This window comes from Kitasatospora sp. NPDC097691 (genome assembly GCF_040302665.1).
Taxonomy (GTDB): domain Bacteria; phylum Actinomycetota; class Actinomycetes; order Streptomycetales; family Streptomycetaceae; genus Kitasatospora.
Window position 1 is genome coordinate 19,909 of record NZ_JBEORY010000062.1, and the last position, 11,899, is coordinate 31,807.

Consider the following 11,899-nt stretch of genomic DNA (forward strand, 5'->3'; position numbering starts at 1 on the left):
GGGGCGAGGGCCGTCGCGGGGGCGAGGGCCGTCGCGGGGGCGAGGGCCGTCGCGGGGGCGAGGGCCGTCGCGGGGGCGAGGGCCGTCGCGGGGGCGAGGGCCGTCGCGGGGGCGGGGCGCCCGTACCGCCCACCCGAGCGGTGGGCCCGTGAATAAGCGGTGTTAGCGTGCCTGGTCGTGGGCACGCCGACCGCACGCGCCCGCTTCCCAGCTCCCCACCGGATCCAAAAGGTGCCCCGCCATGGCCAAGTTCCTGCTGAGCCTGCACGTCCTCGTCTCGGTCCTGTTCATAGGCCCGGTCGCGGTGGCCGTCAGCATGTTCCCGCGCCGGGCGAAGGCCGCGCTGGCCGGCGGTCCGGACCAGGCCTCCGACGCGGGCGTGCTGCGCGTCCTGCACCGGATCACCCAGGTCTACGCGCTGCTGGGGGTCGCCGTGCCGGTGCTGGGCATCGGCCTGGCCCAGGTGATGGACGTGATGGGCCAGTCCTGGGTGATCGTCTCCATGGTGCTGACCGCGATCGCCGCGCTCTCCCTGCTGCTCTTCGTCCTGCCCGGCCAGCAGGCCGCGGTGGACGCCCTCGCCCTCGACCCGGCGGACGAGCAGCGCACCAAGGCCGTCAACGGCCTGCGCCTGCTGCCGATGACGGCCGGGGTCTTCAACCTGCTGTGGGCCGTGGTCGTGGTGCTCATGGTCATCCGGCCGGGCTCCAGCACCGGCGTCTGATCCCCCGGACCCCGGATTCTCCGGATCCCCACGATTCCGCGCCTCCCCGGGATCCCCCGATCCGTCCGATCCGGCGGACACCCCTCGCCCCCTCCCGCGGACCGGGCTCGTTCGAGTAGCGTCCTGGGCCATGACGATCATGGCGGGCATGGGCAGCCCGGCGGGAACCGGCGTCGGACCGCTGCTTCGCGGCTGGCGGGTACGACGGCAGCTCAGCCAGCTGCAACTGGCCCTGCGGGCGGATTCCTCGGCCCGCCACCTCAGCTTCGTCGAGAACGGCCGCTCCCGCCCCAGCCGGGAGCTGGTGCTGCGACTGGCCGAGCAGCTGGACGTCCCGGTGCGCGAGCGCAACACCCTGCTGCTCGCGGCCGGCTACGCCCCGCACTACCCCGAGACGCCGCTGGACGATCCCTCGATGGCCGCGCTGCGCGGCGGCATGGAGCGGCTGCTGGCCGCCCACGACCCGTACCCGGCGGTCGTCGTCGACGGGAGCTTCCGGGTGCTGGCGGCCAACCGCTCGCTCGGGCTGCTCCTGGACGGGGTCGCCCCGCACCTGTTGCAGCCGCCGCTCAACGCCGTCCGGGTCACCCTCCACCCGGACGGGCTGGCGTCGCGCATCGTCAACCTGCGGCAGTGGCGGCGGCACCTGCTGGAGCGGATGGAGCGCCAACTGGAGCTGGTCCGCGCCGAGCCGCTGCGGCGGCTGTACGAGGAGGTCCGCGGCTACCCCGAGCCGGACGACGACCCGGCGGGCGGATCGGCGGGCGGATCGGCGGGCGGATCGGCCGGTGGATCGGCCGGTGGATCGGCCGGTGGATCGGCCGAGGACGGCTTCCCCTTCGCGCTGCCGATACGGATCCGCCACGAGGGGCGGGTGCTCTCCTTCCTCTCCACCATCGCGACCTTCAACACGCCGCTGGACGTGACCGTCTCCGAGCTGGCCATGGAGACCTTCCTCCCGGCCGACGCGGAGACGGTGCGGTTCCTGCAGTCCTCGGTGGGGCCGGAGCGTCAGCCGTAGCGACCGCCCGCTCCGGGTCAGCCCCGCCTGCTGCTCCGGCGCAGGGCGGTGAACTGCAGCACGGCGAACAGGCCCACCGCCGCGGCCTGCAACGGGATCCAGACGAACCCGGCGGTGGTCGGCTCCAGCCACGCCTCCATCGCGACCAGGCTGACCACCACCCAGGCGAGATTGACGTCGATCACCGCCCGCACGCCGAGCGCCGGCGGCTGTCGGCGGGCGGCCAGCACGCCGACCACGACGGCGTAGCCGGTGAGCAGGAGCCCGAGGTCGAGCACGGTGGCGCGGGCGGCCCCGAGCAGGTCGCCGAGCGGGCCGGAGAAGGCCAGGTAGGCCAGGCCGTTGCCACCGGTGACCAGGGCGTCCAGGGTGAGCGTGCCGCGCACCGTCCGCGGCGAGAAGGCGGATCCCGGCCGGGCGGGGGTCAGGGAGTTCGCGTGGACGGACATGGCGGATCGCCTCCTGTCGGGGGTGGGAGCCCGGGGCCGTGGCGGCCGCACCGGGTTGCCTCCACCCTGCCCGGCCCGGAACCCGGCGTCGATTACCCCGCAGGTAACGGACCGTCCGTCCGGCCTCCCCTCGCCCCCGTCACGGCCGCCGTCACGCCCACCGTCATGACCTCCGGGGCGGCTGACGGAGCAGGACGCCCGCCCGCTTCACCGCGCGGGCGGTGATCGTCGTCTCGACCCGGGCGGCCCCCAGCGGACCGAGGCTGTCGGTGAGGAAGCGGTACAGCTCACCGTGGTCCGCGCAGAACAGCGTGGCCAGCAGGTTGGTCGGGCCGCTGGTGGCGAACACCCCGTGCACCTGCGGGTGGCGGGCCAGGGCCGTACCGACCTCGGCGAGCCGGCCGGGTGGCACGTCCAGCCAGAGGTTGGCGTCCACGGCCATGCCGAGCAGCTGCGGGTCGACGGTGGCGTGGGTGCGCAGCCGGCCGAGGTCGTCCAGCCGGTGCAGTCGGCGGCGCACCGTCGACTCGGGCGCGCCGACGGCCGCGGCCAGGACGGCGTGGGACTGCCGGGCGTCCTCGCCCAGCCGCTCCAGCAAGGCGCGGTCGAGGCCGTCCAGGGGCGGGGGTGCGGTGGGGCGCGGCGCGGCGGGCCGGGTGAGCGCGGCGGCCTCCTCCTCGGTCAGGTGGCCGGCCCGCCACTGCCCGGCGTCGGCGAAGGCGTGCAGGACGGCGTGGGTGGTGGTCTCGGTGACGGCGCTGGTCGCGGGCAACTGTCCGTACAGCAGCCGGTCGCGGGCCCCGGCGTCGGTCAGCATGACCGCGCCGACCTCGTGGCCGCCGAGCATCACATCGACGAAGGGGACGTCGGAGCGGTCGGCCAGCGCCTGCGCGATGGCGTCCACCCGGCCGCTCAACACCCGGACCCGCAGCAGCAGCGCGCCCACGGCGGCCTCCTCGACGTCGGGCATCCGGACCACCCGCAGCACCCCGGCCTGCCGCATCCGGGCCAGGCGGCGGGTGACCGTCCGGGCGGAGACGCCCAGCACCTCGGCGATCCGGCCGGGCTCGGCCCGGCCGTCCACCTGGAGGGCGCAGACCAGGCGGCGGTCGAGGGAGTCCAGCACGGCGTCCGGATCGGCAGCGGAGAGGTCCATGGTGTCCGATCCCCGCCATTGTCGGCGGCTTGGGCGTCCTGTTCGGCAGCCCTGACGGTACTCCTTGTCCCGCGAGGCCGGAGCGGACCGGCCCGGGAACAACGAGGAGTCACCGTGACGAACGAGCTGTGGACACTGGCCCGGGGCGTGGAGGCCGTGGTGCGCGAGGTCGGCGCGAAGCTGGCGGCCCGTCGGTCCACCGACCCGATCACGGCGCGCACGGTCGAGGAGGCCCGGGCCCGCTTCGCCGAACTGGACGGCCCGGCCGCCGCCGAACTGCGGCGGCGACTGACCGCGCTGCGTCCGCAGGCCGGCTGGGTGCCGGAGGAGCTGGACGGTTCGGTGCCCGCCGAGGGCGAGTGGTGGCTGTGCGACGCGACCGACGGCGCCGTGCAGTACCTGCTGGGCCACCCGCACTGGGCGGTCACCGCCACGCTGGTCCGGGACGGCGCCGCGGTGCTGGCCGTGGTGCACGCCCCGGAGCTGGACGGCGGACGGACCTACCGGGCGGTCCTGGGCGGCGGCGCCGAGCTGGACGGGCGCCCGATCGCCCCGCTGGAGCGCGAGTTGGCGATCACCGTCGCCGCCACCAGCCAACCGCCGCAGGTGGCCGGGGACCCGGTGGCGTTGCGCCGGGCGGGCGAGTCGCTGTCCGTCATGGCGGGCGCGGTGCTCGCGGTGCGCAACCTCGGCCCGACCGCGCTGCAGGTGGCCCAGGTCGGCTCCGGGCACCTGGCGCTGTTCTGGGAGTACGGGCAGGACGCGGGCAACCTGTCGGCCGGCGCGCTGATCGCGAGCGAGGCGGGCGCGGCGGTGACGGACACCGCCGGAGCGGCCTGGACGGCCGGCTCCGACGGCTTCCTGGCCGCCGCGCCCGCTTTGCACGCGCGAGCCCTGGAGGTGCTGCGCGCCGTGCGGTGATCGGCCCCCGTACGGGTGGTCAGCCCCCGTACGGTGGTCAGCCCCCGCGCGGTGGTCAGCCCCCGTACGGTGGTCAGCCTCCCGTCCCGATGCCGAAGAGCCGTGCCGCGTTGTCGTGGCAGACCGCCCGCAGCCACTCCTCCCCCAGGTCCAGCCCGGCCAGCGCCTCCAGTTGGTGGACGTACCGGTACGGGATGTTGGGGAAGTCGCTGCCGAGCAGGATCCGGTCCTGCAGGCCCCGAAGTCGCGGCAGTTCCCCGCGCGGGAACGGGTCGCCGGCCTCGGCGAAGTCGGTGAACGCCATGGTGGTGTCCAGCCGGACGGACGGGTGGCGCTCGGCGAGGTCGAGGAAGTCGCGGTACTCGGACATGCCGAGGTGGGCGACCACCAGGACCAGCCGCGGGTGCCGCTCCAGCACCGCGCCGATCGGGCCGGGGCCGGTGAACTTGCCCGCCACCGGCCCGGATCCGCAGTGCGTGACCACCGGGGTGCCGGTCTCGGCGAGCAGGCCCCAGACCTCGTCCAGCCGCCGGTCCGTCGGGTCGTAGCCGCCGACCTGCAGGTGCGCCTTGAACACCCGGGCGCCGTCCTCGATCGCCCGGGCCACGTAGCCGGCCGCTTCGGGCTCGGGGAAGAAGGTCGCGGTGTGCAGGCAGTCCGGGGTGCGCGCGGCGAAGTCGACGGCCCAGGCGTTCAGCCAGGCGGCCATGCCCGGCTTGTGCGGGTAGAGCATGGACGTGAACGCCCGCACCCCGAACTCCCTGAGCCGGCGGACGCGTTCACCCTCGGCCTCGCGGTAGGTGATCGGCCAGGGCCGGTCGATGAGCGGGCCGGCCGCGTCGAAGTACGCCCACACCTTGTCGAGGACATTCTTCGGCATGAAGTGGGTGTGCACATCGATCAGCCCTGGCAGGCCCAGGGCCTGCCAGAACGCGCGGACCTCCGCGGCCTCGCTCATGCCGGCACCGGGCGGGCCCGGTCGATGATCGCCCCGGTGTCGACCCCGGCCGGCAGGGTGCCGAAGGCCGTACCGTGGTCGCCGCCCAGCCGACTGGCACAGAACGCGTCGGCCACCGCCGGGTCGCCGTACCGGACCAGCAGCGAGCCCTGGAAGGCCAGCGCCATCGACTCGACCAGTCGGCGGGTGCGGTACTCCAGGTCGGTCAGGTCGGTGAGCTCCTTTCGCAGCGCGGCGACGGCGGTGTCCAGTCGGCGGTCCGCGCCGGCGGCGGCGTCGATCTCGCCGAGGAAGGCCTCGACGCTCTCCGGGCGCTTGGCCATCGCGCGCAGCGCGTCCAGCGCGGCGACGTTGCCGGAGCCCTCCCAGATCGACACCAGCGGCGCCTCGCGGTAGAGCCGGGGCATCCCCGACTCCTCCACGTAGCCGTTGCCGCCCAGGCACTCCAGCGCCTCGGCAGAGTGCGCCGGACCGCGCTTGCACACCCAGTACTTGGCCACCGCCAGGCCCAACCGCCGTACCAGCGACTCGGTTTCGTCCCCGGCCAGGGCGAGGTCGGTGGACTGCGCGAGCCGCATCGCGACGGTGGTGGCCGCCTCGGACTCCACCACCAGATCGGCCAGCACGTTGCGCATCAGCGGCTGGTCGACCAGTGGCTTGCCGAACGCCCGCCGGTGCAGGGTGTGGTGGACGGCGCGGGTGGCGCCGTAGCGCATGCCGGAGGCGGCGCCGATGGTGCAGTCCAGGCGGGTCATGTTGACCATCTCGATGATGGTCGGCACCCCACGGCCCTCCTCGCCGACCAGCCAGCCGACCGCTCCGTCGTACTCCAACTCGGCCGAGGCGTTGGACTTGTTGCCGAGCTTGTCCTTGAGCCGCATCAGGTGCAGGCGGTTGCGGCTGCCGTCCGGGAGGATCCGCGGCAGCACGAAGCAGCTGAGTCCGCCAGGGGCCTGGGCGAGCGTCAGGAACAGGTCGGACATCGGCGCTGAGGTGAACCACTTGTGGCCGGTGATCCGGTAGGTGCCGTCCGGCTGCGGAGCCGCGGTGGTGGTGTTGGTGCGGACGTCCGAGCCACCCTGCTTCTCGGTCATCGACATGCCGGCGATCAGCCCGCGCTTGGTGCGCGGCTCACGCAGCCCGAAGTCGTACTCCTTCGCGGTCAGCAGCGGCTCCAACTCCCCTGCCAGGGAAGGGTTCGCGCGCAGTGCCGGGACGGCGGCGTAGGTCATCGAGATCGGGCAGGTGTGGCCGGCCTCGACCTGGCCCCAGACGAAGAACTTGGCGGCGCGGGCGGTGTGGGCGCCGGGGCGCTCGTCCCGCCAGGGCGCGGCGTGCAGACCGTACGAGACGGCGGTGCGCATCAGCTCGTGCCAGTACGGGTGGAACTCCACCTCGTCGATCCGGTGGCCGAAGCGGTCGTGGGTGCGCAGCACCGGCGGGTTCTCGTTGGCCAGCCGGCCCCACTCGGCGGCCTGCTCGGAGCCGGCCAGCCGGCCCAACTCGCGCAGCTCCGGCTCGGCCCAGCCGGCACCGGCCCGCCGCAGGGCGGCCAGCAGGGCGGGGTCGGCGGCGGTGTCGTGTCCGTACGGCAGGGGCACCTGGTTGGTGACCTCATGCGTCGCTGTCATCGCGTCCTCCCAGGGCACGCAGGGTGAAGGAGACCAGGGCGGGGACCACCTCGGCGGTGGCCTTCCGGGGGTCGGTGACCCCGTGGCTTTCGGGCATGGCCGAGAGCGGGCCGGCCAGCGCCTCGCCGACCGCGCCGACCAGGGCGGCGGCGGTCAGCACCGGGTCCTGCTCGGGCAGTTCGCCGCTCGCCACGGCCGCGGCGATCTCGGTGGCGATCACATCGCGGAACGCCCGCCGGAACACCAGGCGCTCCCCGTCCACCACCGCGTCGGCCGGCTCGACCAGCAGCGCGTACGCCAGCCGGGGCGCGCGCAGGGCGCGGGCGGCGAAGGTCTCGACCACGGCGGCGATCCGCTCCTGCGGGGTGTCCCGCAGGGCGACGGCCGCGTTGACCGCGTCGATCTCGCGGGTGACCACCCGACGGAACAGCTGCACCGACAGCTCGGCCTTGTTGGCGAAGTGCTGGTAGACGCTCCCGGTGGCGATCCCCGCCCGGTCCGCGACGGCGGCCATCGTGCACCCGCCGTAACCACGCTCCGCGAGCAGCCCGACCGCCGACTGCAGCACCGCCTCCCGCTGGGCATCCAGGCGGGCTTGTACGGCGGGCGTGCGTCGGTAGGCCATGAAAGCATTGAAGCACCGATTCACTGCTTCGGGGAGGGGCCGACCGACAGAAGGAGGCCGCCCCGGGCAGCGGGGCGGCCTCCTGTCACGGGTGGCCCGGTTCGCTCAGGCGCTACAGCGGGTGGCGCTCCTGCTCCAGGCGCTGGCCCTCGACGTCCAGCGGGCCGAAGGCCGGGATCGCCTGCGGCGACTTGGCGAGCGAGCGGGCGGTGTTCTGATCACCCAGGCCGGCCCACTCCAGCACCTTGGCGGTGGCCTCCGCGGACTGCTCGGCGGGCAGCTTGCCGATGTTGGAGCCGTGGTTGCCGCCGGGCACGGTGTAGACGTAGCTGTCCTCACTGCCACGGCCGAGGCGGAACGGCTTGGCGCCCCACGGGTCGTTGCCCCCGTAGACGTACATGATCCGCTCGCCCTCGCGCTTCACCCAGCGGTCGATGTCGGGCATCGCGTACGGGTTGAAGACGGTCGGGATCTCCTTCGGCACGTAGGAGCGGGCCGAGTAGAGCTCCTTGTAGTCGTAGTGCAGCAGGTCCTTGAGGTACGAGACGTCGAAGAACGGCGCGCCCAGCTCGGTGGCGGCCTGGTAGTAGTACGCGGTGTACTTCGCCAGCGACTGGTCGCTGTTGCCGGTGATGCCCGACTGGGCGTCGAACCAGGCGTACAGCTCGTCGTCGGTCGCGGTGGCGGCCACCGGGACCTTGGCGCAGTCGGCCTCCAGGCTGTACTGCCAGAACGCCCAGACCACGTCGAGCACGCCCGCCTCGTACGCGCGGTCCGGGGTGCCGAGGGTGGTGAAGGTGGAGCCGGCCGCCTTGTTGTCGGCGACGTAGCGGGCCTCCAGGCGGTCCCGGCGCACCAGCAGCTCGCGCTGGGCGGCGTTCAGCCGGTCCCGGCACTCCTGGGTGCCGACGGTGCGGAAGAACTGGGTGTACGCCGCGTAGTCGTTGACGTCGGTGTTGTTCGGCGCGACGTAGGCGACCGTGCCGGCCACGTCGTCCGGGTAGAAGCGGCGGTAGTAGGTGGAGGACATGCCGCCCTTGCTGGCGCCGGTGGAGAGCCACTCCTGCTGGTAGATCCGCTTGAGCGCGGTCACCAGCCTGTGCGAGTCGGCGGCCTGCTGGCGGATGCCGGCCTTGGACCAGTCCGCCGGCTCGGGGCGCGAGGGGGTGAAGAAGCGGTACTCGATGGAGACCTGGTTGCCGTCCACCAGCCGGGTCGGCTCGGTGCGGGACGGATTGGTGCCCAGGGTGTAACCGTTGGTGTAGAAGACGGTCGGACGGTCGTAGCCCCGGTGCAGCAGGCTGAAGCGCTGCTGGAAGGTGCCCAGCCAGGGGCGGAGGTGGTCGATCGGCTGGGTGTAGGTGGCGATGAAGTAGCGGTGGTCGGCGTCGGTCGGCTTCTCCTCGGTGACGGTCACCCCGGGGATGGCCGCCAGGCGGTCCTTGATGTCGGCGTTCGGGTCGTCGGCGGGGCTCCGGCCGTGGGCCGCCCCGGCCTCCGGGGCGCCCTGGGCGTCGGCGGCCAGCGCCGGGGCCGCCAGGCCGCCGAACGCGAGCAGCGGTATCAGCAGGGTGGAAACCAGCAGCCTTCGCAGCGTGGTGGTCATCAACTCTCCATCTGGTCAACGGACATGACTGCCGCCTCGTGGGCACAACTCTGCGGTGCGGGTGGTGCGGCGGCCGCCCGGTGGACGGCCGAATGGGTCATCCACCGTCGGCGGATGACCCATCGGGGTAAAGGTGCTGGTCACTGGGGTTGCGCTGCCGTGCCGGGTGGGTCAGCTGGATCAGCTGGTTTCCGGAGCCCGCGTTCCGGGCTGCGGTTCCAGGTTCCGGCCGGTCGGGTGCTCCGGCCGGAACGGGTGCGGCCCTACGGTGCGCGGCTACGGCTCGTGCCTACGGTGCGCGACCACGGGCGGGGCTACGGGCGGGGCAGCGTGCAGCCCGGGAGGGTGAGGTCGAGTCGGTTCCCGGCGGCGAAGCAGGCCGGGATCCCGTATGTCTCCTGGGCGTACCCGATGCCCTGGTGCACCGTCACGGCGCCGCTCTGGTCGACCTCGCAGGGGTTGTCCAGGGTGCAGCTCTCGCCGCTCTCGTTGATCGTGTTGTTCACGGCGACCACCTGGCCGGACGAGGCGTCGACCACCGGCGAGCCGGAGGTGCCGCCGATCACGTTGCAGCCCGAGGTGTAGCGGACCGAGTCCTTGAAGGTCCAGTCGGCTTCCTTCAGCCGGTAGGCGAACCCGTCCACCGAGCAGGAGTAGATCTTCTTCCAGTAGCCGGAGACGACCCGGATCGAGGTGCCCTGGACGGGATGGGTGGCGGCGATGGTCAGCGGCGCGATCCCGTACCGGGACTGGATCGAGGAGTAGCTGGTGTTGAGCTGGTAGATCGACACGTCGGTGTCGGTCATCGCGCCGTAGACCACCTTGGTCGCGCGCAGGGTGGCGAGGCGGCCGCCGGTGGCGCTGAGCAGGGTGAAGGTCCGACTGGAGGACTGGTTGAGGACGACCTGGCCGGGGCCGGGCATCCCGCTCTCCAGGCAGTGGCCGTTGGAGAGCACGAGCGCGGGGTCGCTCGCGGCCGAGCCCGGCATCCGCACCAGCGAGCCGGAGCAGTTGCTGAGCGCGACCGTGCCGGCGAAGTTGACGGTGGCCGAGGGGGCGGCCTGGGCCTGGGAGGCTCCCGCGAGGGTGGTGGCCCCGGCGGCCAGGAGCGTGGCGAGCATGCCTATGAGCGGCTTCTTCATGAGAGACCTCTCGGTGTGGGGGTCCACCAAAGCTGTCGCGGACATGACTCACTGTCAAGAGTCAAAGCAAGACCAAGAAACCGTCCCGATCGCAATGGCCGGTTACCACCCCCGCGGGGCCGGGGCGCCCGCGGACCCCCTCGCCGCGTGCGTCAACTCCCCTGCCAGTGCCGCCGCCCCAGACTGATCAGGCGCAGCTGGAGGCGCGCGGTGGCGGCGATCCGCTGCTCCCGGGGCGAGTCGGCCTCCTGCGCCTCCAGGAAGGCGGACGCCGTGGACACCATGTGGTCCACATACAACTCGGCGAGCATCCGCAGATCCCGCTCGCTCCACCCCTGCGACACCGGCTGCAGCGCCAGCGCGGCCCCCACCTCGGTGGCGAACCGGTCGAGTTCGGCGTCGATCGCCTCGCGCACCCGCCGGACCCCGCCGTGCCGTTCGCGCGCCAGGAAGCGGACGTGCGACCGGTGCTCACGGACGTGCCGCTCGATCACGTCCACCGCGCGGTCGATCAGTTCCTCGGCGCCGCCGGCCTCGGCGAGCACCGCACGGATCATGACGTGCACGCTGGCCAGCGACTCCTCGACCAGCGCGACCCCGAGGGCCGCGAGGTCCGGGAAGTGCCGGTAGAACGCGGCCGGGGAGAGCCCGGCCTCCCGGGTGACCTCGCGGACGCCCAGGCTCGCCAGGTTCTGATCGGCCAGCAGGTGCAACCCCGCGTCCAGCAACGCCCGCCGACTCTGCTGCTTCTGGGCCTGTCTGGCCCCTACGGTGTGACTCACGCCATTCAGTAAACAGTCGTTTGCCGAACTTGGCCAGCCGGAGGTAGAGTGATGCCGAAGTCAGTGAACACTTGTCAACCGAAAGCGGCGCAGCCACCGCCGCAGCCGAAGGAGTCAGTCGTGATCCTGTTCTCCGCCCTGGTCGCCATGGCCGTCCTGATCGGCACCGCCGCCCACACCTCGCTCCCGGTCTTCCTCGCCGCCTCCGCCGCCATCACCGCCTGGCTGCTCGCCTTCGGCGCCCGCGAGGGCATCGCCCGGCTGCGCCACCGCTGACCCGGACGCTTCCGGACCGCACCCCGTCCACTCCCGCACCAGAGAGGACCCGCACAGCCATGAGCACCGTCACCACCCCTCAGAACGTAGGCCGACAGGGCGTCACCCACCAGGACGCCGAGCGGCAGGACGCCAACCGACAGGGTGTCGACCGGCAGGGCGTCGACCGGCAGGGCGTCGACCGGCAGGGCGTCGACCGCCGGGAGACCGCCGAGGCCGACAACCTGGCCGTCGCCTCCTTCCTCCTCGGCCTCCCGGGCCTGCTGCTCTTCAACATCGTCCTGGGCCCGATCGCCATCACCCTCGCCACCCTGGCCCTGGTCCGCGGCACCAGCCGCCGCGGCCGCGCCGTCCTCGGCCTGGTGCTCGGCATCGCCTCGCTGACGATCCTCGCCGTCACCACCGCGACCTCCCACGGCGTGCTCATGGACCTCGGCTCCTGAACCGCCCTCCGACAGCCGGGCGGCCGCCCGGCTCCCGAGCCGAAGCCCGAGTCCCGAGCCGAAGCCCGAGTCCCGAGCCGCCCCCGGACCCCGAACCGCCCTCAACTCCGCAGCCGGACAGTCGAACAACTGATCCCTTCAACCCGCCCCGCTCCCCCGGCCGGC

Annotated in this window: 13 protein-coding genes; 5 read left to right on the forward strand and 8 right to left on the reverse strand. The window is 73.2% G+C overall.

Features of this window, described 5'->3' with window-relative positions; translation table 11 throughout:
- The first annotated feature begins 241 nt into the window (after positions 1 to 241).
- On the forward strand, positions 242 to 724 hold the full coding sequence (locus ABTY56_RS31705; protein WP_350632805.1) for a DUF2269 family protein: 483 nt from the start codon (positions 242 to 244) through the stop codon (positions 722 to 724).
- 130 nt (positions 725 to 854) lie between these two features.
- On the forward strand, positions 855 to 1,745 hold the full coding sequence (locus ABTY56_RS31710; protein ID WP_350632806.1) for a helix-turn-helix domain-containing protein: 891 nt from the start codon (positions 855 to 857) through the stop codon (positions 1,743 to 1,745).
- Positions 1,746 to 1,762: 17 nt separating this feature from the next.
- Here ABTY56_RS31710 and ABTY56_RS31715 read toward each other — a convergent pair whose 3' ends face one another.
- Entirely contained in the window at positions 1,763 to 2,194 is a 432-nt protein-coding gene (locus ABTY56_RS31715) for a hypothetical protein (RefSeq protein WP_350632807.1), read from the reverse strand.
- A gap of 163 nt (positions 2,195 to 2,357) precedes the next feature.
- Positions 2,358 to 3,350, reverse strand: coding sequence for an Lrp/AsnC family transcriptional regulator (locus ABTY56_RS31720; protein ID WP_350632808.1), 993 nt, complete (start codon positions 3,348 to 3,350; stop codon positions 2,358 to 2,360).
- A 114-nt stretch (positions 3,351 to 3,464) separates the two neighbouring features.
- Here ABTY56_RS31720 and ABTY56_RS31725 point away from each other — a divergent pair, with 114 nt between their 5' ends.
- The gene (locus tag ABTY56_RS31725) at positions 3,465 to 4,271 is read left to right on the forward strand and encodes an inositol monophosphatase family protein (RefSeq protein ID WP_350632809.1); all 807 of its coding nucleotides are present in this window, start codon (positions 3,465 to 3,467) and stop codon (positions 4,269 to 4,271) included.
- A 73-nt stretch (positions 4,272 to 4,344) separates the two neighbouring features.
- Here the strand turns inward: ABTY56_RS31725 and ABTY56_RS31730 are convergent, their stop codons facing one another.
- The 6 genes from ABTY56_RS31730 to ABTY56_RS31755 all read right to left on the reverse strand — a co-directional run bounded on the left by ABTY56_RS31730 (position 4,345) and on the right by ABTY56_RS31755 (position 11,015).
- On the reverse strand, positions 4,345 to 5,229 hold the full coding sequence (locus ABTY56_RS31730; protein WP_350632810.1) for an amidohydrolase family protein: 885 nt from the start codon (positions 5,227 to 5,229) through the stop codon (positions 4,345 to 4,347).
- The gene (locus ABTY56_RS31735) at positions 5,226 to 6,860 is read right to left on the reverse strand and encodes an acyl-CoA dehydrogenase family protein (RefSeq protein ID WP_350632811.1); all 1,635 of its coding nucleotides are present in this window, start codon (positions 6,858 to 6,860) and stop codon (positions 5,226 to 5,228) included. Before ABTY56_RS31735 ends, ABTY56_RS31730 begins: the two co-directional genes overlap by 4 nt.
- Positions 6,844 to 7,485, reverse strand: coding sequence for a TetR/AcrR family transcriptional regulator (locus ABTY56_RS31740; protein ID WP_350632812.1), 642 nt, complete (start codon positions 7,483 to 7,485; stop codon positions 6,844 to 6,846). The genes ABTY56_RS31735 and ABTY56_RS31740 overlap by 17 nt, the downstream gene beginning before the upstream one ends.
- A 112-nt stretch (positions 7,486 to 7,597) precedes the next feature.
- The gene (locus ABTY56_RS31745; protein ID WP_350632813.1) at positions 7,598 to 9,091 is read right to left on the reverse strand and encodes a S28 family serine protease; all 1,494 of its coding nucleotides are present in this window, start codon (positions 9,089 to 9,091) and stop codon (positions 7,598 to 7,600) included.
- Positions 9,092 to 9,405: 314 nt separating this feature from the next.
- On the reverse strand, positions 9,406 to 10,233 hold the full coding sequence (locus ABTY56_RS31750; protein WP_350632814.1) for a S1 family peptidase: 828 nt from the start codon (positions 10,231 to 10,233) through the stop codon (positions 9,406 to 9,408).
- A gap of 152 nt (positions 10,234 to 10,385) precedes the next feature.
- Complete coding sequence (locus ABTY56_RS31755) at positions 10,386 to 11,015, reverse strand: TetR family transcriptional regulator (RefSeq protein ID WP_350632815.1); 630 nt, start codon at positions 11,013 to 11,015, stop codon at positions 10,386 to 10,388.
- Between the two features lie 120 nt (positions 11,016 to 11,135).
- Between ABTY56_RS31755 and ABTY56_RS31760 the strand changes: the two genes are divergently transcribed.
- Both ABTY56_RS31760 and ABTY56_RS31765 read left to right on the forward strand, forming a co-directional pair.
- The gene (locus tag ABTY56_RS31760) at positions 11,136 to 11,291 is read left to right on the forward strand and encodes a hypothetical protein (RefSeq protein ID WP_189918519.1); all 156 of its coding nucleotides are present in this window, start codon (positions 11,136 to 11,138) and stop codon (positions 11,289 to 11,291) included.
- A gap of 59 nt (positions 11,292 to 11,350) precedes the next feature.
- Positions 11,351 to 11,734: a DUF4190 domain-containing protein gene (locus tag ABTY56_RS31765; RefSeq protein ID WP_350632816.1), complete on the forward strand. Its 384-nt coding sequence runs from the start codon at positions 11,351 to 11,353 to the stop codon at positions 11,732 to 11,734.
- Positions 11,735 to 11,899: the final 165 nt, after the last annotated feature.